General features: G+C 60.3%; 21 protein-coding genes. 7 read left to right on the plus strand and 14 right to left on the minus strand.

What is annotated here, in order from left to right:
* Window positions 1-38: 38 nt before the first annotated feature.
* The 9 genes from ADADO0_RS17510 to ADADO0_RS17550 form a co-directional block, all read right to left on the minus strand.
* Window positions 39-1,268, minus strand: coding sequence for a CaiB/BaiF CoA transferase family protein (locus tag ADADO0_RS17510; RefSeq protein ID WP_511306471.1), 1,230 nt, complete (start codon window positions 1,266-1,268; stop codon window positions 39-41).
* Window positions 1,269-2,074: 806 nt separating this feature from the next.
* Complete coding sequence (locus ADADO0_RS17515; protein WP_511306472.1) at window positions 2,075-2,674, minus strand: GAF domain-containing protein; 600 nt, start codon at window positions 2,672-2,674, stop codon at window positions 2,075-2,077.
* Window positions 2,675-2,713: 39 nt separating this feature from the next.
* Window positions 2,714-3,484, minus strand: coding sequence for an ABC transporter ATP-binding protein (locus ADADO0_RS17520; RefSeq protein WP_511306473.1), 771 nt, complete (start codon window positions 3,482-3,484; stop codon window positions 2,714-2,716).
* Entirely contained in the window at window positions 3,481-4,224 is a 744-nt protein-coding gene (locus tag ADADO0_RS17525; protein ID WP_511306474.1) for an ABC transporter permease, read from the minus strand. The genes ADADO0_RS17520 and ADADO0_RS17525 overlap by 4 nt, the downstream gene beginning before the upstream one ends.
* 17 nt (window positions 4,225-4,241) lie before the next feature.
* Window positions 4,242-5,054: an ABC transporter substrate-binding protein gene (locus ADADO0_RS17530; protein ID WP_511306475.1), complete on the minus strand. Its 813-nt coding sequence runs from the start codon at window positions 5,052-5,054 to the stop codon at window positions 4,242-4,244.
* A gap of 534 nt (window positions 5,055-5,588) precedes the next feature.
* Complete coding sequence (locus ADADO0_RS17535; protein ID WP_511306476.1) at window positions 5,589-6,284, minus strand: TetR/AcrR family transcriptional regulator; 696 nt, start codon at window positions 6,282-6,284, stop codon at window positions 5,589-5,591.
* Window positions 6,285-6,434: 150 nt separating this feature from the next.
* Window positions 6,435-6,911, minus strand: coding sequence for a GAF domain-containing protein (locus ADADO0_RS17540; RefSeq protein ID WP_511306477.1), 477 nt, complete (start codon window positions 6,909-6,911; stop codon window positions 6,435-6,437).
* Window positions 6,912-7,216: 305 nt separating this feature from the next.
* The gene (locus ADADO0_RS17545) at window positions 7,217-8,254 is read right to left on the minus strand and encodes a CobW family GTP-binding protein (protein WP_511306478.1); all 1,038 of its coding nucleotides are present in this window, start codon (window positions 8,252-8,254) and stop codon (window positions 7,217-7,219) included.
* 71 nt (window positions 8,255-8,325) lie between these two features.
* Window positions 8,326-9,246 (minus strand): IclR family transcriptional regulator, encoded by a 921-nt coding sequence (locus tag ADADO0_RS17550; protein WP_511306479.1) that lies wholly within the window; start codon window positions 9,244-9,246, stop codon window positions 8,326-8,328.
* 262 nt (window positions 9,247-9,508) lie between these two features.
* On the opposite strand from ADADO0_RS17550, the gene ADADO0_RS17555 reads away from it, so the two are divergent.
* The 5 genes from ADADO0_RS17555 to ADADO0_RS17575 all read left to right on the plus strand — a co-directional run bounded on the left by ADADO0_RS17555 (window position 9,509) and on the right by ADADO0_RS17575 (window position 14,467).
* A complete protein-coding gene (locus ADADO0_RS17555) occupies window positions 9,509-10,363 on the plus strand; it encodes an ABC transporter ATP-binding protein (RefSeq protein ID WP_511306480.1) in 855 nt (284 codons plus the stop codon).
* On the plus strand, window positions 10,360-11,127 hold the full coding sequence (locus tag ADADO0_RS17560) for an ABC transporter permease (protein ID WP_511306481.1): 768 nt from the start codon (window positions 10,360-10,362) through the stop codon (window positions 11,125-11,127). The genes ADADO0_RS17555 and ADADO0_RS17560 overlap by 4 nt, the downstream gene beginning before the upstream one ends.
* Before the next feature lie 137 nt (window positions 11,128-11,264).
* On the plus strand, window positions 11,265-12,323 hold the full coding sequence (locus ADADO0_RS17565; protein ID WP_511306482.1) for an ABC transporter substrate-binding protein: 1,059 nt from the start codon (window positions 11,265-11,267) through the stop codon (window positions 12,321-12,323).
* 63 nt (window positions 12,324-12,386) lie between these two features.
* Window positions 12,387-13,622: an LVIVD repeat-containing protein gene (locus ADADO0_RS17570; protein WP_511306483.1), complete on the plus strand. Its 1,236-nt coding sequence runs from the start codon at window positions 12,387-12,389 to the stop codon at window positions 13,620-13,622.
* 89 nt (window positions 13,623-13,711) lie between these two features.
* Window positions 13,712-14,467, plus strand: a complete 756-nt coding sequence (locus ADADO0_RS17575; RefSeq protein ID WP_511306484.1) for an SDR family NAD(P)-dependent oxidoreductase — start codon at window positions 13,712-13,714, stop codon at window positions 14,465-14,467.
* Window positions 14,468-14,518: 51 nt separating this feature from the next.
* On the opposite strand, the gene ADADO0_RS17580 is transcribed toward ADADO0_RS17575, so the two are convergent.
* From ADADO0_RS17580 to pxpA, 5 genes are read right to left on the minus strand one after another with little or no spacing between them, the layout of a single operon-like run.
* Window positions 14,519-14,734, minus strand: a complete 216-nt coding sequence (locus ADADO0_RS17580; RefSeq protein WP_511306485.1) for an acyl-CoA carboxylase biotin carboxyl carrier protein subunit — start codon at window positions 14,732-14,734, stop codon at window positions 14,519-14,521.
* Between the two features lie 12 nt (window positions 14,735-14,746).
* Window positions 14,747-15,721 carry a 5-oxoprolinase subunit C family protein gene (locus ADADO0_RS17585; protein WP_511306486.1) on the minus strand — a complete coding sequence of 325 codons (975 nt, stop codon included), beginning with the start codon at window positions 15,719-15,721 and terminating at the stop codon, window positions 14,747-14,749.
* Between the two features lie 10 nt (window positions 15,722-15,731).
* Window positions 15,732-16,601 (minus strand): 5-oxoprolinase subunit B family protein, encoded by an 870-nt coding sequence (locus ADADO0_RS17590; RefSeq protein WP_511306487.1) that lies wholly within the window; start codon window positions 16,599-16,601, stop codon window positions 15,732-15,734.
* Entirely contained in the window at window positions 16,598-17,989 is a 1,392-nt protein-coding gene (locus ADADO0_RS17595; RefSeq protein WP_511306488.1) for an acetyl-CoA carboxylase biotin carboxylase subunit, read from the minus strand. The genes ADADO0_RS17590 and ADADO0_RS17595 overlap by 4 nt, the downstream gene beginning before the upstream one ends.
* 17 nt (window positions 17,990-18,006) lie before the next feature.
* The gene (pxpA, locus tag ADADO0_RS17600; protein ID WP_511306489.1) at window positions 18,007-18,738 is read right to left on the minus strand and encodes a 5-oxoprolinase subunit PxpA; all 732 of its coding nucleotides are present in this window, start codon (window positions 18,736-18,738) and stop codon (window positions 18,007-18,009) included.
* A gap of 210 nt (window positions 18,739-18,948) precedes the next feature.
* Here pxpA and ADADO0_RS17605 point away from each other — a divergent pair, with 210 nt between their 5' ends.
* Both ADADO0_RS17605 and ADADO0_RS17610 read left to right on the plus strand, forming a co-directional pair.
* Complete coding sequence (locus ADADO0_RS17605) at window positions 18,949-19,152, plus strand: tautomerase family protein (protein WP_511306490.1); 204 nt, start codon at window positions 18,949-18,951, stop codon at window positions 19,150-19,152.
* Window positions 19,149-19,922: an SDR family NAD(P)-dependent oxidoreductase gene (locus ADADO0_RS17610; protein ID WP_511306491.1), complete on the plus strand. Its 774-nt coding sequence runs from the start codon at window positions 19,149-19,151 to the stop codon at window positions 19,920-19,922. The genes ADADO0_RS17605 and ADADO0_RS17610 overlap by 4 nt, the downstream gene beginning before the upstream one ends.
* Window positions 19,923-20,054 lie beyond the last annotated feature (132 nt).

Genomic DNA, 20,054 nt, shown 5'->3' on the forward strand with positions numbered 1-20,054 from the left:
CCGCCCCGGCCGGGAGAGAATTTCGGGCCGGCTGGATCTCACGCGTTCGACAAAGCCTTCACTGAAGGCGCCCAGACCGGCGCACCGGGGGTCGGCACGATCACCGCTCGGGCGGCGATAAGTGCATCGCATTCCTCCCCGGTGAAGCCGAGCGTCCGCAGCATCTCGCGGGTATGTTCGCCAAGCAGCGGCGGCGGCAGTTCCACGCCTTGCGCCGGCTCGGCCTCGAACGGCAGGTCGGGCAGGTCGAATGCGAAATCCTGGAAGGTGAGATGGGCCACCTTCTTGCCGTGCTTCGCCTGGGGCGCATCCAGCACCCGCTCCATGGGCAGCACCTCGGTGAAGCCGAACTGCGCCGCGCCGAGGCGCGTGGCCAGCGCGTCATAGGTGAAGGGGCGCACAACCGCGCGCATCAGCGCCTCGACATCGTCGCGCTGCTTCTTGCGCTCCCGCAGTTTAGCAAGGGCGGGATCGATCGGTTGGCCCATGGCCCGCCAGAAATCCGCCCAGTGCCGGTCCGTCAGCATGACGAGGTAGATCCACCGCCCATCCGAGGTCTCATAGGCGCCATAGCCGGGCATGCTGAACTCGCCCGAGGGCTCGGGATCGGGCCGGCCGGTCAGGTGCATCTTCAACTGGGCGCCGGCATAGTCGCGTGCTGCGACATGAAGCCCGGTCTCGTAAAGGCCCACCTCGATCTTGCGGCGCTCCGGATTGATCTCGGTATCCATCAGGGCCGAGAGGATGCCAATGACGGCGTAACATCCGGCGAACTGGTCGTGATAGGACGGCCCCATGCGGCTGGGGCGACCGTTAACCCGGTGGGTGTCCATGATGCCGGTGGCGGCTTCCGCGATCGGGTTGGAGGCGAGGTCGTTGGCCTGCGGCCCGTCATTGTAGCCCCGGATATGGCAGTAGACGATTTCGGGGTTAAGGCGCGCGCAGGCCTCGTAGGTCATGCCCAGCCGCCGCGTCGCGCCGGGCGCCAGATTGTGCACGATGATGTCCACGGTCGGGATCAGCCGATCCAAAATCTCACTGCCCTGGGGCGAGGCGAGATCGACGCAGAGGCTTCTCTTGCCCCGGCTATAGGCGATGTAGGTGCCGCTCGGGCCACCCCGGACCAGGCTACGCGTGGGGTCTCCGATGGGTGATTCCAGCTTTATGACGTCCGCGCCGAGCTGCGATAGAATATGGGCCGCGAAGGGTGCGGCCAGCATTGTGCCGATTTCCAGAACCGTCTTGCCGGCCAATATATCGCGTTTCATTTCCACCCTCCGTCCTCGCCCGACAGCCTGCGAGACGCTCCATCATCGGCATATTGTGCATAATGCATTCTTTTAAGAGGTGTCAAATGGCTGCTCTGGAGTCGGGAAAGCTTACTCGGGCGATTGCGGACTGGGAAATCTTTACGTGAGGCGGTGTGTGTGGCCGTCTGCCTCAGGAATGGATCGGCCCCAAGGCCGATCCCCAACAGGACAGCGAGCCGAGCATTCAGACCAACAGTGCACTGCTCAGAATGATCTCCACGCCAGCCGCCTCCAACGCGCAAGGCTCCCGCCTGTCGCACGAATGCCATCACCTACGGGATGGGACGCTCTCGGTGGCCCCCGTGGTGCTGCGCATTTCGGCAGCGAACGCCGGTAATATTCACGGCGAGACAGCAGTCCGAGCAGGTTAAATGTGACCGGCAATGCAGCTCTTGAGGTTAAGCTGGAACCGAGACGCAGGCAGGGCGTTTATCCATCAACTCTGTCAGGAGGAACCCTAAAATGCCTGCTATTCTGTTGTGGCTGATTGGTATCCCGCTTCCGATTGTTATCATTCTCTGGCTCGTATTCTTTCGATAGAGCCCGGCGTGTAAAAGGGCCTCGCTGTCTCAGCGAGGCCTTTTTTGTTAGCGCTCTCTTTTTTTATGGTCTTCATCTGCCTAATACGCTGACGTGCAGAAATGGATGCCAATAAAGTCGACGAAAAAGCGATAACGCTACAAGCAGCGGCTCGGCTAACATATAAGCAATCAATCAGCCCAGGGCAGGTGGTATCCCTTTTAGGGGCACCACAGCAGTGCCCATCACGTCGTCCAGGGGCCGAGATCGGCCGAGACGCGTGCCACCAGGGCCGGCCCGCCGAGCGCCATCCAGCTTGCGGCGGCGGCATTGGCGAAGAGTTTCTGCACCCGCATGTCGGCCTCGTCATAGATGTAGCGGGACTGCGCGGCGGTATTGAACATCCCTATGACATCGCCGCCCCACATGACTGGGACATAGATCGAACATCCCACCCGCGCCGAACTCAGGATTTGCCGGAAGATGGGGTCCGTGTCGGTGTTGGGAACGACCGCCGCCTGACGGGTTTGGACGGCATTGCCGGGACGACTGTCCGTGACGCCGATGCGGGCGTGCCGCTGCTCCTCCGGGAAGCCGTTATCGGCGAACAGGATCATATTGTCGCGCGAGGGCGCAATGAAGAACACGCCGGAGACCACGAGTTGCGTCTCGCCCGGCTTCAGAGCGCCTTCGCGCTCCAGCGCATCGCTGTGGCCGAGGATGCGTCGCGTCGCACGGGTGAAGTGACGGACGGCCGCCTCCGGGTCGGTCTCTGACCCGCTCGCTGTGATGGCCTCGTCCAGCGTGAATACGGCATTCTCGAAAAAGTCCGTTGCCCGTGTCATTGCGAACTCCCTGGGAAAGGTCGATTGGCCTGGATTTGGTCAGGCGATGTTGAGCCGCCGCATGTCGTCGTGGATCGCCACCAGCATCTCGCGCACGAAGCCGATGAACTGGTGACTCGTGGGATCGCGCGGGCGGGGCAGGTCGATCTCGAAAATCTGCCGCACACGGCCGGGACGCGGCGACATGACGACGACGCGATCAGCCAGCATGACCGCCTCGTCGATGCCGTGCGTCACGAAAATCACAGTGGCCTGAAGGCGGCTCCAAAGCCGGAGCAGCTCCATCTGCATAGTCGAACGGGTCTGCGCGTCGAGCGCCCCGAATGGCTCGTCCATGAGCAGAAGTTTAGGCCCCGTGGATAGTGCGCGCGCGATCCCAACCCTCTGACGCATGCCGCCCGAGAGCTGGTGCGGATACTTCGTGGCGAAAGCCGAAAGGCCGACCATCTCGATATATTCAAGCGCCGTGCGCGTGCGCGCCGCCCGGCCTACGCCGCGGGCTTTCAGGTTGAAGGCGACGTTGCTGGTCACGTCCATCCATGGGAACAGGCCGTGGTCCTGGAAGACCACGCTCGCACTCGGATGGGTCTTGCCGTCCACGACTTCGTCGCCCACCAGGATCTGGCCTGCCGAAGGCCGCTCCAGCCCGGCTATGATCTGGAGCAGCGTGGACTTGCCGCAGCCGGATACCCCGAGAAGGCAGATAAATTCCCCGAGTTCGGCCTTGATGGCGACAGTATCGAGGGCAAGAGTTGCTTGCGCCCCCGTGCCATACGTCTTGGAAACATGGTCGATGTTGAGAAAGCTCATGAGCTAGCCACCAGTCCGTCCTGCCAGCGGCAGAGCAGGGTGCGCGCTTGACGCACGACTTGATCGAAGAGAAGCCCGATACCACCTATGATCAGGATTCCAGCGAAGATCAGATCCGGCCTGAAGATCACCTGGGCATACATGATCATGTAGCCGAGGCCGGATTTCACGGCCATCATCTCGGCCGCAACCACTGTCAGCCATCCCGACCCCAGCGCCAGGCGAAGGCCGGTCAAGATCGCGGGCAAAGCGGACGGCAGCAGGATGTCCGTCAGCACCAGCCGTTCCGACGCGCCCGATGCCTGCGCGACTTTCAGAAGCATCCGGTCCACGCTTTTGACGCCGAAGATCGTGCTGATCAACAGCGGCCAGAAGGCCGCCACCGTGATCAGCACCACCGCCGGCCGCTCGCCAATCCCGAAAAACAGGATGGCGAGCGGAATCAGCGCGATGACCGGAAACGAGCGGAACATCTGGATCGACCAGTCGAACAACCGATCAAGCGTCGGAAAGCGCCCGATCAGCAACCCGGCCGGGACCGAAAAGACGAAGGCGATGCCCACACCCACCACGACCCGGCCAACACTGGCTTGGGCGTGGCGGGCTAGTTCCCTATAGTCCTCTACAAAGACGTTGTAGACCTCGGCAGGGCTGGGAAACAGTGCCGTTGAATACACGCCGCTCTGATGCGCAATTTGCCAGATCAGAACCAGAGCGACCAGTGGAACGATCCCGATCAAGGGCGACCTGCGCATTCTCAGGCCTTCGATACGAGGCTTGTATTGATGAAGTCGCCCCATTCGGGAAGCTTCTGAGCGAACTTCGCGGAGATCATCATGTCGCCTAGAATTTTGACCTTCTCGATGAAGGCCCCGGAAACTTCGGTGGTGAAGAACATGTTCTCCATCGCCGTTGCGACGATCTCGCGCTTCATGTTCAGGAATTTCGCGGTGAATTCGATAGCGACGGTCTTGTCGGCCTTGAGTTCTGCGGTTGCCTGCTCGTGGGCGCGGACAACCGCGCGGGCCAGATCGGTATTCTTCTGAACAAAAGTCGAGGAGCCGACAAAACCGAGGTTCACCTTGCCCACCGGCGTGTCGTAGCCCTGCCATATTTCATGGGCCCATCCGTTGGCGACCGCAAAGCTTGGATAGGGTTCGATGCCGAAGATCGCATCGACCTGTCCCTGCTGCATCGGGATCGGCATGTCACTGTTGCTCATGAACACCAGCTCGACGTCCTTGTCGATTCCCAGGCTCTTCAGCTTCCACCCCAGTGCGACGTGGCACATGTTGCCCGCCTGCACGGCAACCTTCTTCCCCTTCAATCCATTGAGGTCCTTGATGTCGGGCTTGCCGACAAGCCGCCATCCGCCCTCACATGCATTGGCGAGGAGTGAGATGGGCATGCCGCGTCCAGCAATTGAAATCGCGGCGTTGATGCCCCCGTAACCGAGCTGAATGTCGTCGGAGGCGATGGCCTGCATCAGTTGCGTAAGATTGGTGAATGGCACCACATCGACCTTGATGCCGACCTGTCCGAGATATTTCGGCAGAAGCTGCGCGGCCATTGTGGTGCCCGCGAGCACGGTCCCGACCTTCACCGCGGCGGCGCCCTGGGCGCCCGCCGTGCGCGACAGATAGGGTGCGGCGATCGCGCCGGCCCCGAGCAACATGAGATTGCGACGCGTAATAATCATAGCATCACCCCACCGGATTGAATGTGTTGACAGGCCTATTGTCTTTTTTCTGGAATATTTGTTCTGATTTGGCTTGGTGCGCGCCGTCTATCGTCAAATAAACGCTTCACCTGCTCCCCGAACATGCGCGCGTTACTCAAAGCCCTGGATCCATTGCAGCTCTAATGGCGGGGTAGGGGCGGGGGCAATATCACCGCGCAGACCGACCCCCTTGACCTGATTGCCAAGCTCGCGGCAAGCCAGAGATGTCCTTTCAGATCAACCACTTATTTTGCAAGCAAGTAGATACTTGCATGAGTTTCTGACGGGATCAACATGGTTGAGCGACCAAATGTTAGGCCGGTTCCGCCCGTGTTTTGGGCACTCTCGAGCTAAAGCGCAGCTGCGGGCTTTCCGACCGTTCAATTACTGGGCAGGCTCTTGGTACGGGGCGGTGAGGAAGCTGAGGACCACTGAAATCACATGGTTGCGTCTGGCGTGAAGCCAGCTCTGGCTACCGAGATCCTGGCTGAACATGACCGAGAGCGTATCCTTCTGCGCCAGGTGGGTGATGCAAAGAGATAGGATCGTCACATAAAGGTTCGTCGCATCGGTCGCGGCCTTGAAGACGTCGGCCTTGCGCCCGCGCGCCAGCAGGTCGCTGATCGCCTCGGCGAGGGGAAAAGTGGTGTCCGACACCATGGGCAATTGGCGCACGAAACGGCCGCCGATCATGTTTTCGTTCCGCACGATCGCGACGAAATCCGGATTGTCGCGCAGATAATCGAAGGTGAATTCAATGAGCCGCCGCATGCCTTCTTCGGGCCCCAGCGCCGCGAGATCCAGTTCCCTTTCCCGCGACCTCACATGGGCGTAGGTCGCCTCCAGCGCAGCAAGGTAAAGCTCCTCCTTGCCGCCGAAATAGCGGTAGATCATTTGGACGTTCGCTTCAGCAGCCTTGGCGATCTGGTCGATGCGGGCGCCTGTGAAGCCCTCCACCGCAAACGCCTTGCAGGCAGCCTGAAGAATGCGCTGACGGGTCGCCGCTGCATCGCGCTTGTGTTGGACAGGACGTTCTGATGCATCCTTCACGGGACGCCGGGCAGCGAGTTTGGTGGTCACAGAAATTCCATCTCCTGGTCGGTCTCCGGGCCGGTGCAATATTGGCAACAATGATCGCTGTGGGGCAAATGACGGCTCGATCCGTAAGCTTAAGAACGCTGGCGAGTTTGGTGCGCGCGTCGAGGGGCCATGCGGACGAGCCCAACCGGATCAGATGCGAAGGGGCATTCCGGGCACCGACAGAACGACCTGCACCGTGTGCTCCATCATAGCCAACTGGTCGGCCGAATATGCGCGTGGACCCTCGGAGAAATGGGCGGAAAGCCAGCCGAAGAGATAATCGTCCTCGCCGATCAGCGGCGCGACGAGCTGGGATCGCGTTCCAAAGAGGCGAACCAATGCCTGGGGCGGAGCGAGCAAAGGGTCCGCGAAGACGTCTCCCTGGATGAGCATTTTCCGCGTTTTCTCCACCGATCGGACAGACTTCGCCCGCCGGTGATCAATAGAGCTATCGAGCATCATGGACGCAGCCCCCGGCGCGAGAACTTCAGCGCATGGCGTGTTCACGCTCAGCCCCAGCGCCGGGTGGTCGATGCGAATCGTGCATCGCATGGCTTTGGTGCGGCTCAACAATCCTGCCAGAATCGGCTCCAGGCTGCGGGCGAGGCTCGCGGCATTCTCAAGCATGAAAGGCTTCCTGCGGCATGGCCCGGCGTGATGGAGCCGAAGCACCAAACACAAGTAAGTAATTATTTACATTCAATCAAGCGCGCCGCATTGGCGACGTTTCGCCTGGGACAGAGGCGCGGACTTCGGCCCTAGACGAATGTTCCGCGGGGGTGGCATGCGCGGTGCCGGCGGTGTTGAGTTTTGGTGAGGCTGCGGAGGTTGCCGCTGGACCACGGTCTCTGCGGGCTAAGGGCGACGCTCCGGCGTCGCCTTTTTTGGCGGTGGCCTTCCGCGAAGAAGCGCAGTTCCACTTGCTGAGAATTTTAGATGTTTGATGATTCAAGCTCAGACCTTGCCGCGATCTCGCGCATCAGAGCGAACAAGCGTTCAACGGTTGCGTGCCGCAGGTCGCGCGTGATGAAAACGAGGCGGGAGCGTTGATCGGCATCAGGCCACGCTTGAAGTTCGACTGGGTCATGCATGACGTTCTGAGACGCATGGAACAGAACCGGACCTTTACACCCGATTATCGACAGCAAACCCTTCACGCGCAGAAGATCGCTGCCACGTAATTCGATGAGCGTGCGCATCGCCAGCGCAACTTCCTCCCAGGCCAACGGCCCGTCGAAGAAGATCGGAAAGGTGTCGATTTGACCCTCGTTCAACGGCTCATCGGCATAGAAGGCCATCTTACGCGCATCAAGATCCATGTCTTCGCGCAAGATGAAGTCCGGATCGAGCTTAAACTCGGTCATGACTGCGAGCGGCCGACCCCGCGTCATCCCGCGAATGGCCGCGCAAACATGGTCGAGTTGCTCTGGCGAGATCATATCCCCTTTTGAGACCACGACACGGTCAGACAGCACAATTTGCTTCCGGGCCAGATCATGCTCGGCCAGCGTCTGGATGGAGGTGCATCCGTCGACAACAGCCACTAAAGCCGTTAGATGAAACGCGTGCATCAACGCGCGATCACTTGAGAGAGATTGTAGAAGACCGGCCGGATCGGAAAGGCCGCTGGCTTCGATGATGACACGCTTAAAGTCTGACTCTCCCCGCTTCCGAGCGGCAAATAGAGACCGTAGCGCTTCTTGCAAATCTGTTCGAAATGCGCAGCACAGGCAGCCATTCGAGAGCAGGGTGGTCGTCTCTCCACCGGTGGCCAGGACCGCCTGGTCGATACCGATATTCGAGAATTCCTTTACGAGGATCGCCGATCCCTTGCCCTCCGGGGTCGCGATGAGGCGCTGGATGAGGGTTGTCTTACCGGCTCCCAAAAAGCCGGTGAAAACAGTAACGGGGATTTTGCCGCTGTCAGGACGACGTAAGCGGCGGCCAAACCGAGGAGGCCCATCACGCAAGTTCACAGCTCTTAGGTCTGGTCGAATGGCATGGGCGGCGTCACCGACGCGCCCCCGCGGCCAAGTGACATCTAAATCGCACCCGCTTTTATCGACCGAGCCTCAACCGATGAAATAACGGTCGTTTTTGAGCCCGAAAGCGCATCGGCAACACCTTGTGCCGCCTGCTTCACCAAGCCGATCCATTCGGTCTTGGACCGGGGCCCGCCCTTGACCAAGGCGTCGACCATGGAAAGGCCGACGGCTGCAACCGGATAGCCGGCCTCGTCCAGGATCGCTGCACCGATGCAGCAGATTTCCTCACGCCATTCGCACTCGTCGAATGCGATACCCTCATCGCGGATTTCAGCCAATTGTGACCGCAGGACCGCCTTGCTCGATATGGTCCGGTCGGTATTCTTCACGAGCTTGAGTGAGCGCAAGATATCGGACTGTTCCGAGACCGGAAGCGCGGCGAGGATCGCCTTGCCGACAGCCGTGCAATACAGCGGCTCCAACTGCCCGACGTAATGACGGACGGAAACCACATTGTTGCCCGGCGCCACCTCAATCAGCAAGGCGCGGTCGTTTTCCAGCATTGCAAGATAGCCGGTCTGGCCCGTTTGCTCGCTGAGTTTGCGGACGTACGGGTTTGCGCATTCGATGAGTTCGCTTCGCGGCCGAGCAAGGCGCTTCAGGCGCGCCAAGCCGGGCCCTGGCGCATAGGCCTTGGTCTCTGGATCTTTCGTGACGTAGCCGAACTGTTCGAGTGTCGCGAGAAAGCGAAACGCGGCGCTGCGGTCCATGCTGAAATGTGCGGCAACCGATCGAAGCCGTACGCGACCTGGGGAAGAGGTAACGTATTCCAGAATATTCAGACCTTTTGCGAGTGAGCCGACGATTGCCTTCTGGCGAACCTCGTTGTCCCCCAGCTTCACCATCAGGGCGACCGGCTCCGCCGATGGCATCAAGGTCTTCTTGCGCGTGCGTGTGCGGGGAGGCGCGTTTTCCATGAACCCTCGCGGCGTTTCACTATTCTCCACAATGCGGCTCAAATCTCGCATACGCTATAAGCGATGGTATTAAAATCTGCATCGTCCCCACGGCCTGACATGTCAAGCATGGATCGCGGTTTGGGCGTGTCGATACTACAGGTGCTGCTAAAACAGGCACAAAAAATGTTGCCTATATATCAACGTCGTTGTAGGTATGCCCTGCAAGTTGCAGTGGTAGCTTCCTTAAGGTCGCTGATCGCATTCTATGGTTCCGCCGAGTATGGGCGGCGCGGCAAGCTGTCTCGACATCGCTGAGCGGGGAAGTCCAATCGTGGTAGAAAGTAACCAAGCTTCCGAATTTATCGCGATCGAAGATATCGACGTCGTCTATGGCGACGGAGACAAGAAGGTTCTTGCCGTCAGCGGGGCCTCGCTCTCCATCCGTGAAGGGGAGTTCATTGCGGTTGTTGGACCCAGCGGGTGCGGAAAATCTTCGCTGCTTAAGGTGGTCTCCGGCCTTCATCCGATCCGCAGGGGGTCGGTGCGTGTGGAAGGCGTCGAGGTCGTCAGGCCTTTGAAAATCTGCGGCATGGCCTTCCAGAACGCGACGCTGCTGCCGTGGCGGACTGCGCTGGATAATGTCCTCTTGTCTCTGGAGATTTCTCCCCTTTATGAGGCCGAGTATCGCCGGCGGCGGCACGAGTTCAGAGACATGGCGATGGAGCTTCTAACCCTTGTTGGCCTGAAGGATTTCGTCTCGAAATATCCCTGGGAATTGTCCGGCGGCATGCAACAGCGGGTATCGCTGTGCCGTGCCCTGGTTCACAAGCCGCGCATGCTGTTGTTGGACGAGCCGTTCGGCGCACTCGACGCGTTCACGCGCGAGGACTTGTGGAATGTGCTTCAGAAACTCTGGTTCGAGCTTAAGCCAACCGTGATATTGGTGACGCATGATCTGCGAGAAGCGGTGTTTCTTGCAGACACCGTCTTCATGTTCAGTCCGCGCCCAGGCAATGTGATTTCGCGCACGGTCATCGATATTCCCCGCCCCCGCAGCCTCGCGACGACATTCGACCAGGGCTTCCAGGACTTGGTGAACGGATTGAGGACGCAGATCGCAAGGCCCGAAGCATGAAGATCCGCAAACAGCATCTTGTTCCCCTGCTGATTACAATAGGCTTTTTCCTGTTCTGGGAATTCGCGTGTTGGGCGCTGAAGATCGATGTCTTCATCCTCCCCCGGCCCAGCGTGATATTTGCATCGATGTGGAAGCACCATGCGATCATCCTGGAAAATTCGTTTCAGACGTTTATGACAACGATAATCGGGTTCGGCCTCGCGGTGGCGGTAGGGCTCTTTCTTGGAATGTTGGTGGGGGCTTCGCCGAGCGTCTATCAGGGCATCTATCCGATCATGGTGGGGCTGAACTCAATCCCGAAGGTGGCAATCGTCCCCATTCTCGTGATCTGGTTTGGCATCGGCGCTGTCCCAGCCGTGCTCACCGCCTTCAGCATCGCGTTCTTCCCGATCATGGTGAATGTCGCGACCGGCTTGGCAACAATGGAGCCGGAACTGAGGGACGTGCTGCGATCCCTGGGCGCCCGCAAGTCGCACATTGTTTGGAAGGTCGGCGTGCCACGCTCAATGCCATACTTCTTTGCGTCATTGAAGGTCGCCATCGGCATGGCCTTCATTGGGTCCGTCGTGTCGGAAACGATGGCGTCGAACAACGGCATCGGATTTCTGATGATGACGGCAAGTGCGCGCTTTGATGTGCCGCTCGTGTTCGGAGGTTTGTTCGTGATAGCCCTGATGGGGGTCGGAATGTACGAACTGTTCGCGGCCCTGGAGCGGCGTGTGACGTTCTGGGCCATTCGCGGCAACGAGATCGTCACCTGACGGGTCCGGCGGTTGGATCCTGATATTGATCTCACCGTCTGGTGCTGTTGCCGCCGGAAAGTTGAAAGACCATCGCCCTGCCAAAACACCACAAAAACGGGACCGGCAGAAACTACCTTTCAGAGAAGGATCCAACCATGGCACGCATGCTTCGCAGCCGCCGCTCCCTCACAGGAGGCGCAATCCTAGCGGCGATCCTGTGCGTCTCCGCACCCGCATCTGCGCAGGTCGAGAAGAAGGACATAAAGATCACGCTGGATTGGGCCTTCCAGGGGCCGCAGTCCGTCTTTACGCTCGCCGACCTGCGCGGCTACTTCAAGCGTGAAGGTATCAGCGCCACGATCGATCGTGCGTCCGGCACCAACGAAACCGTCGTGCGCGTTGCGTCCGGCGCATATGACTTTGGCTGGGCGGACTTCCCGACCATGGTCAAATACAACGCAACCAACCCGCAAACGCCGCTCATCGGCATCTACATGTCCGGCGATAAATCGGCGAACTCGGTGATGGCCGTGAAGGGCCGCGGGGTGGCCGTGCCGAAGGACTTGGAAGGTAAGACTCTCGGCTCCACCGCCGGAAGCGCCGCCAATGCCATGTTCCCGCTGTTCGCGGAGAAGGTCGGGATCGACCCGGCAAAGGTTCAGTGGAAAATGGTGAGCGGCGCGCTGCGCGAGCCGATGCTGGTCCGCAAGGAGGTCGATGGCGTTGGCGGTTTCATGACGTCGAGCGTCATGAGCCTGGTGGAACTCGGAATTCCCCAGGAAGACATCGTCATCATGAACTACAACGACTTTGGCCTGAGCCAATATGGAACGGTGCTGTGGGCAAAGGCCGAGTTCGTAAAGAACAACCCCAAGACGGTTGCGGCTGTTGTGCGCGCTTATAACCAAGCACTGAAGGACGCGATTGCGGAACCGGATGCGGCCGTGGCAACCCTCAAGCCACGCGATGGCCTGCTCAATCTCGAAGTCGAATGTAAGCGGTTGTTGATCGCCCTGGACCTCTCCACCACGCCCGATTTCAACAAGGAGGGTCTCTCATCGGTTGATCCTAAGAGACTTCAAGCGTCCATCGAGGAAATTCGACGGGTGTTCGGCTACAAGGACGAGATCCCCGCGAACTCGGTCTATACCGCTGAATTCCTGCCGCCGAAGGCCGACCGGATGCCGCCCAAGCTCGGTGCCTGCAAGAGCTGATCTCTCTGGAGCGGGGTGCGTCCCCGCTCCATCACCCGATCACAATAATCTTTGCGAGCCCAGATGACCCGTTCGTCCGCCGGCATTCAGCCGACCACATGGAACTTCAACCTTCTCGCCCATCATGAGCTGAATGGGTTCGGGGGAATGGGCGAAGGCATGTCTATCCAGGTCGCGAAGGATGGACGAAGAATACTTTGGCTTGCTCACGAAAGCGCGCCAAAGAATTTCACCGGCGTCGACGTCAGTGACCCGCGTCGCCCTCGGGTGGTTGTGCAGACCGACCTGCCGCACCAACAGATGCGGTCGAACTCACTCGAGGTGTCGGGCGATATCATGGCCGTCGCCTACCAGGTTCAGCGGCACGGGCTTCAGCCAGCCGGCTTCGAGCTGTTCGACGTATCGGTGCCGGAAACGCCGCGCTCTATTGGTTTCTTCGATGCGTCGGGGCCGAACTCCAGAGGCGTCCACCAGTTGTGGTTCTGCGACGGAGAATACGTTCATATGTCCGCCGGCGCGGAAGATTTCACGCCGACCGACCTGCGCGACGACCAGTTTTATCGCATTGTCGATGTGCGAAGCCCGTCAAAGCCAATCGAGGTGGGCCGGTGGTGGCTGCCGGGTACGCGCGTCGGCGACGGACATGCTCCCCCGGTGCGCCATGAAGGAAAGGCCGACACCGGCTTTCGCGCCCACAATACGAATGTCTATCCACAGCGGCCGGACCGGGCGTACCTGGGATACATCGACGGCGGGATGATCATCCTCGATATTTCGGACAAGAGCGCGCCGAAAATGATCTCGAGGTGGGACAATTCCCCGCCATTCGATGGTTTCACGCACACCGTCCTCCCGCTCTTTGACCGCGAGCTTTTCTTGGTGACCGATGAAGCCATCTGGGAGGATGGCAGCGATTGGCCAAAACTACTTTGGGTTGTCGATGGGCGTGACGAACGAAATCCTGTGCCAGTGTCGACGTGCCCTATCCCGGGGCCCGATGCGTTTTCTCCAAAGAGCCGGCGCGTGGGTGTGCACAACATCCATGAGAACGTGCCGACCCCGTATTCCTGGCAGTCGGATCAGATCGTCATAGGCACCTTCTTCGCGTCCGGCCTGCGCGCCTACGACATTTCCAATGCGTTTCAGCCGCGCGAGATCGGGATCTTCCTGCCGCCCGCGCCTCCATTGTCCGCAACTGGCGCCATCTCCCTCAACGACGTGTTCGTCGACGAACGCCAGATTGTCTACACGGTCGACCGTCATTCAGGTGGGCTCTACATCCTCGAGATGGACTTCTAGCCCCCCACCTATTGGTTCGTCATCTGTCCCCGTGCAAGCAACGCGTTTGCGCGCATGCCGTCGTATTGTCTGAAAATGAGGAAACAATCATGGAAAAATCCGTCATCATCACGGGCGCGGGCATTGGAATTGGGCGCGCCACAGCCATCGCCTTCGCAAATGCCGGCTATCACGTCGTGGTAACTGACGTGTTGGAAGCCGAAGGCAAGGAAGTCGTGCAGAAGATCAATTCGGATGGCGGAAGCGCCGAGTTCCATTTCCTCGATGTGCGCTCCACCGAGGCGACAAATGCCGTTATGGCCGACATCGAGAGCCGCATCGGGACGCCTGACGTGCTTGTCGGCAACGCCGGCATTGCCCATCGTTCACCGATCGCCGAAATGACGGATGAGAAGTGGGACAATACGCATGAAGTCGATCTGAAGGGCATCTTCAGGCTTGTGCGCGCGGCCGCGCCTGGGATGGTCAAGCGTGGCAGCGGCAGCATTATCGCGCTGTCGTCAATGATGGGGCCGATCTACGGCTGGGACGAGCGCACGCACTACAGCGCGGCTAAGGCCGGCGTCACCGGGCTGGTGCGCGGGCTGGCGGTGGAACTCGGGCGCTCCGGCATCCGTGCAAATGGGATATCCCCCGGATACATCCGGTCGGCGCAAACCCTGTCGGTGGAGAATTCGATCGGACCTGATGGGCTGGAACGGGTCGGGGAGATCGTGCCGCTCGGGCGCTGCGGCGTGCCCGAAGACATCGCTGACGTCATTCTGTTCCTTGCCTCTCCGGCGGCGCGCTACCTGACGGGGCAGATTCTCGTCGTCGATGGCGGCCTTCAGGTCGGCCACTACTGAACCGCAAACCATTGGGATGCATGGAGCCCAGGAGCGGGCTCCATGCATCTGCTATTCCAAAATTACGGCATCCTGGTCCGCTTCGACATCGTCGCCTTCAGAGATCGCGACGCGCGTGACCCTGCCATCAGAGGTAGCCAAATGCGGCACCTCGGTCTTCATGAGTTCCAGGATGAAGAGCGTGTCGCCGGCCTTTACCTGATCGCCCACTGAGACCATCACCCGCCAGACATTCCCCGCCACCTGGGTTGCGATGTTTTCGGCCATAGAGCCTCCAATTCAGATGGGTTCGAGGTTTGCCGCTGCGCAGGCCGCGGTTTGCGCCTTGGCCAGAGCCTGAGCATCCGCCACGGAGATCGCTTGAAAGCGGTAGAAATCTCCCGGACGGCTTTGGCCGAGCTTCCAAAGCGCGGCTGAGGGCACCGTGTAGGGATTGATGAAGCCGCCCATGCTGGGGCCGTCGTGCATCAGGATGATCGGGGTCTGTCCGGCCAGATTGATGGCGCCCAATGGGTAGCCGTGGTCGATGATGTTCGACGGCTCGGCCCCGTTCTCCGGCGCCTTGTCGTAAGCTTTGCGGCTGAAGGTCCATTCCGGCCCCTCAAGGCGAAAGCCGGTCCGGTCGCTTTTGGCCGTCAGCTTCCAATCGCTCGACAAAAAGCGATGGTGGCCCTCCGCATCGATCCAATCGTCATTCGGGCCGGCGACAACCTCGATGGTCCACCTCTTGTCAGAAGACAATACCGGCCGGCTGTCCCCCCTCACGCGCATTGGCGCCGGCGTGGTTGATGGTTTGACGTTCAAAACTTGACCTGCCTTCAAGGCACGTCCCGCAACGCCGCCGATCGACGCTTTGTGAAAAGTCGAACGCGAGCCCATTGTCTCCGGCACGTCGATGGACCCCGCGATCGCCAGATAAGCGCGCGCGCCAGTGCGTGCTGCACCCATCTCCAGGGTCTGCCCGGCACGGACCCGCAGGGTCGTCCACATCTCAACTGGACTGCCATCCAGGCGCGGCTGCATATCGCTGCCGCAGATTGCGATCCAGGCCTCAACATCAAAGCGCAAAGTTGGGCCGAGATACTGGCATTCCAGCGCCGCCGCGCCGCAAGGATTGCCGACCAGAAGATTGGCAAGCCTGAAGGACCAACTGTCCATCGGTCCGGACGGCGGCAATCCCTGGTCGAGGAAGCCAATCCGGCCGGGATAATCCTGCACCGATGTTTCCAGGCCTGGCTTGAGGCACAGCAGCATATCGCCCTCCTCAAAAGCGTTCGGAACGGTCGATGGAGGCCGACCAGTCGCTGTAGTTCTTCACCGAAAACCGCTGGTATTCGATAATGTTGTAGACGTAGCGGCCTTCCCTGACCGCCGCCTCGGTTGCCTGAAATTCCTCAAGCCCGATCGGCACGTAGCGAACCCTGTCGCCAGGCCGAAACAGGCAGGCGCTGCCGGCGAACGCTTCGTGCCGACCCGTGGCATCCCAGATCGGCGCGGGCGTGCGGCCAAGGATTTGGTAGCCGCCAGGCGTGTCGACCGGATAGATCGAGTTCGATGCTCCTCCCAGTCCCAATGCACCTTGGGGGGTGGACGTGCGCGGCGGGTTGTACTTTGGCGCCGACAACACACAGCGTGGATCGAGCGCCATCATGAAAGGAAGCCCCGGCCAAAACCCCAGCGCCGAAACCCAATATTCGGTGGCCGAATGCGTCCGCTGTAAGGCGTTCAAATCGGCCAGGCCATTTGCCTGCGCAACGAGATCGGGGTCGTAGGTTTTCGGCCCGATCTTGGCGACATACTCATCGATGGCCGCCTTGGTCCAGGGATCGAAATACATGGCTGGAAGGATGAAGAGGCGGCTGTCCAGTTCCAGTGCGTGGGTAGGTCCAAGTTGTGAACTGAGCCGGATCACCTCGGTCCGCAGGTCTTCGAAGCCGATTTGTTCAGGATCGTAATGCACCAGCAGAGAGGCGAAGCATGGTGCTGTTTCGATCACTCCGGCCGTGCCCGCGACCCGCAGCGCCGAAGCCAGCCCTTGCGCCTTGAAGTTGAGGGCGAGATTCATCTCGTCGCCCAACTCGATCAGCACATAGCGGTCGCCGGCAGGCCGGAAACTGGGAACCTCGTAGATCATGCGCGCACCTCCAGGTGCTGGGCGGATGCGGCCAGGAGGTCGTTCGCATGCTGCGCCAGAAAGCCCGTATGAACGTCACCCGCTCGAAACGCGGGATGCCCGAGGATCGCTTTCAGGAATGCGACATTGGTGCGCACGCCTGATATCTCCACCTGGTCGAGCGCCCGCGTTGCGGTCGCCAAGGCCGCTGTACGATCGGCGCCCCGGCAGATGATCTTCGCGATCATCGGGTCATAGAAAGGCGTGATGGCGTCGTTCTCCCGCACCCCGGTATCGACGCGCACATCGGCTGTTTCCTGCGGCATGCGGAATACGGTCAACCGCCCAGGGGAGGGCAGAAAGTTACGGCTCGGGTCCTCAGCGTAAATGCGACACTCGATGGCGTGGCCATGCTGCGGGATTGGATCGGGCAGATCATTCACCTGGAGACCGCCCAGCGCCTGCTTGAGCTGAAGGGCGACCAAATCGAGGCCGGTGACCATCTCGGTCACCGGGTGCTCCACCTGGATGCGGGTGTTCATCTCCAGGAAGAAGAATGCGTGAGTGACGGCATCGACTATGAACTCGACCGTTCCTGCGCCCCGATATTGAACCGCGCATGCAAGATCGATCGCGGACTGTCGCATCCCGTCACGCGCCGAGGTCGACAGCACAGGCGCGGGGCTTTCCTCCACCACCTTCTGAAACCGTCGTTGCAATGAACAATCGCGCTCGTGAAGATGCACGGCCCGTCCATCGCCGAAGCCGAATACCTGAACTTCGACGTGGCGCGCACAGGCGACATAATGCTCGAGATAGATCGCGCCATCGCCGAAGGCGCGTGATGCAAGCTCTTGCGTCGCCTTTGCCGCGGCAATGAGTTGATCGGCGGCATCAACGCGCCGCATGCCGATGCCGCCCCCACCGGCCGCCGCCTTTACAAGTAAGGGGAACCCGATGTCGGCAGCCGCAGCTTCGATTCCTTCAAGTTCTCCGTATGGGAACCTTCGGCTCCCGGGAAGCACCGGCACCCCAGCCCGTTGCGCCGCCTCGCGCGCCCGCGCCTTATCGCCCATCCTCTCGATGGTATCTGCATCAGGGCCGACAAACGTCAGCCCTTCAGCCGCGACAGCCCGCGCAAAGTCGCTGTTCTCCGCGAGAAACCCATAGCCGGGATGGACCAGGCCGGCGCCGGTCGATTTGCACGCAGCGATGATCTTCTCGCCGACCAGATAGCTTTCGCGGGCCGGACTTGCACCGATGTCGACCGCCTCATCGGCAAGCGAGACATGCAGGGCCTGCGCGTCCGCAGCCGAATGAACCGCAACCGTCGATAGACCCAAGGCATGTGCGGACCGGATGATCCGGCAGGCAATCTCACCGCGGTTGGCAATGAGAAGCTTTGACATCGGAGGCGGTGCTCTCTTCACGCGAGATACGGGCGAAGCGCGGAATGCACCGCCTTGGCAAGGTCGATGGCCCCAGGGGTGTCCGAGTGCACGCAGATCGTATCGGCCCGGACGGGGACGTCGCGCCCGCTGATCGCGCGCGTTTTGCCTTCCTGGATCGCGCGAACACAGCGATTGGCGGCGTCCACGGGATCGACAGCATGATGAACCCGCGTGATAACGAGATTGCCGTCGTCGTCATAGGCGAGGTCGGAGAAGAATTCGGCCACAAACGGAAGGCCCCGCTCCAGGCACGCTGTCTCATGCGCGGTGCCTGGCAGACCGTAAAGCGGCACCTTGAACAACGCTGCCGCATCGCAGAAGGCGTGCGCGAGAGGCAGAGACCGGGCAGCCATGCCATAGACCGCCCCATGGGGCTTGATATGGTTCAGCGCAACGCCTTCGGCATCAAGAAACGCCTTAAGCGCCCCGATCTGATAGATGAAGATATCGGCGAGTTCCTCCGGCTCCACCTTCATCTCACGGCGCCCGAAACCTTGAAGATCGGGCAGTGAGGGATGGGCGCCAATGCGAATGCCGGCCTGTTTGGCGGCGCGCACCGCGCGGTGCATCACTGAAGGGTCGGCGGCATGAAAGCCACACGCGAGATTGGCCTCCGTGATGAACGGCATGATCGCGTCGTCATCGCCCATCTTAAAGAGGCCGAAGCTCTCTCCCATATCGCAGTTGATGGTCACCTTCGCGGTCATACCACGAGCCCCCAACGAGGTTGATCCACTAGGCATTGCGGCCATCGATCCGCGCCTTGCCGAGCGATGCGCCACACGCAAGCGAAAGCCGAAAAATCCTACCTAACTATCTATCTTTGCGCGGTTTCAAACGCAACAATGTTGATATAATATCAACGTAGAAACGCGCGCGATGAGCCCTGCGGAGTTGCGGGGGCACAGGAGAATGCGATGCCATTTGTCAGCATCCGGATCGTTGAGGGTCACTCGAAGGAACGCAAGGATGCGATTGCGCGTCGCATCACATCGGTGATCTCCGAGGAGACGCAGATCCCCGGCAATTTTATCTGGATCACATTCGAAGATATCCCGGCCGCTGAATGGTATATCGGTGCGCAAAGCGTTGAAGACCAACGCGCGGCAGCAAAGTCGTGAGCAGCACCATGACATCATCAAAGGTCGCCATTGTAACCGGCGCATCGCGGGGCATCGGCGCCGCCTGTGCGATCTCCCTCGCCAAGGCGGGCTTCCGTGTATTTCTGGTTGCGGAGGGCACCGAAGATGAACTGCGCGCCGTGACGGCGGCGTGTGAAAAGGCGCACCCTGACGGGGGCAGCTGCCACTTTGGAATCTTCGACCTCGCAGACCCTTCAAGCGCCCTTCGCATCGCCTCCAGCGCCCGGGAAACCATGGGCCGGATCGATGTGCTCGTGAACAACGCCGGCATCCGTATCCGGCAGCCATTCGGTACGTTTTCGAGTGACGATTTCGATCTGCTGTTTGCGATCAATCTTCGCGCGGTCGTCCTGCTGAGCCAAGCCGTGCTTCCCTTCATGAGGGAAGTGGGTGGTGGCCGTATCATCCATATGGCCAGCCAGCTCGGCATGGTCGCCGACCCCGGTGCAGCTCTCTACGGAATGAGCAAAGCCGCTCTCATTCACTTGACCCGCGTCATGGCGTTGGAGCTTTCGCTGGAAAATATCCTGGTAAATGCCGTCAGCCCCGGTCCGATCGGTACCGACTATTACCTCCAGCGCATCGAAGAAGAGCCCGACTTGCTCACGCGCCGCCTCGCTGCCGTACCCGCAAAGCGTCTCGGAACGCCTGATGAGGTCGCAGAGGCGGTCGTGTTCCTCGCGTCGACGACTTCAACATACATCCAGGGCCACAACCTCGTGGTCGACGGCGGATATACCATTCACTGACAAGCGCTTCACGCGCGCATGCGGGAATGACATCCCGAATTAAACAAGCCGATCATCAGGAGATGAGCGAAGAATATCGGAATATAGGGCAGGGCCGTACGGGGTTGCATGGCGCACAAACCCGCTCGCGCC

Source organism: Aquabacter sp., from assembly GCF_965279295.1.
Classification (GTDB): Bacteria; Pseudomonadota; Alphaproteobacteria; order Rhizobiales; family Xanthobacteraceae; genus Aquabacter.

Coding starts and splice junctions, on each gene's coding strand:
- ADADO0_RS17575 (WP_511306484.1), top strand. CDS start 13,712: ATGGAAAAATCCGTCATCATCACGGGCGCGGGCATTGGAATTGGGCGC.
- ADADO0_RS17605 (WP_511306490.1), top strand. CDS start 18,949: ATGCCATTTGTCAGCATCCGGATCGTTGAGGGTCACTCGAAGGAACGC.
- pxpA (WP_511306489.1), bottom strand. CDS start 18,738: ATGACCGCGAAGGTGACCATCAACTGCGATATGGGAGAGAGCTTCGGC.
- ADADO0_RS17510 (WP_511306471.1), bottom strand. CDS start 1,268: ATGAAACGCGATATATTGGCCGGCAAGACGGTTCTGGAAATCGGCACA.
- ADADO0_RS17560 (WP_511306481.1), top strand. CDS start 10,360: ATGAAGATCCGCAAACAGCATCTTGTTCCCCTGCTGATTACAATAGGC.
- ADADO0_RS17590 (WP_511306487.1), bottom strand. CDS start 16,601: ATGATCTACGAGGTTCCCAGTTTCCGGCCTGCCGGCGACCGCTATGTG.
- ADADO0_RS17565 (WP_511306482.1), top strand. CDS start 11,265: ATGGCACGCATGCTTCGCAGCCGCCGCTCCCTCACAGGAGGCGCAATC.
- ADADO0_RS17580 (WP_511306485.1), bottom strand. CDS start 14,734: ATGGCCGAAAACATCGCAACCCAGGTGGCGGGGAATGTCTGGCGGGTG.
- ADADO0_RS17540 (WP_511306477.1), bottom strand. CDS start 6,911: ATGCTTGAGAATGCCGCGAGCCTCGCCCGCAGCCTGGAGCCGATTCTG.
- ADADO0_RS17595 (WP_511306488.1), bottom strand. CDS start 17,989: ATGTCAAAGCTTCTCATTGCCAACCGCGGTGAGATTGCCTGCCGGATC.
- ADADO0_RS17530 (WP_511306475.1), bottom strand. CDS start 5,054: ATGGCCGCGCAGCTTCTGCCGAAATATCTCGGACAGGTCGGCATCAAG.
- ADADO0_RS17555 (WP_511306480.1), top strand. CDS start 9,509: ATGGGCGGCGCGGCAAGCTGTCTCGACATCGCTGAGCGGGGAAGTCCA.
- ADADO0_RS17520 (WP_511306473.1), bottom strand. CDS start 3,484: ATGAGCTTTCTCAACATCGACCATGTTTCCAAGACGTATGGCACGGGG.
- ADADO0_RS17550 (WP_511306479.1), bottom strand. CDS start 9,246: ATGGAAAACGCGCCTCCCCGCACACGCACGCGCAAGAAGACCTTGATG.
- ADADO0_RS17570 (WP_511306483.1), top strand. CDS start 12,387: ATGACCCGTTCGTCCGCCGGCATTCAGCCGACCACATGGAACTTCAAC.
- ADADO0_RS17585 (WP_511306486.1), bottom strand. CDS start 15,721: ATGCTGCTGTGCCTCAAGCCAGGCCTGGAAACATCGGTGCAGGATTAT.
- ADADO0_RS17515 (WP_511306472.1), bottom strand. CDS start 2,674: ATGACACGGGCAACGGACTTTTTCGAGAATGCCGTATTCACGCTGGAC.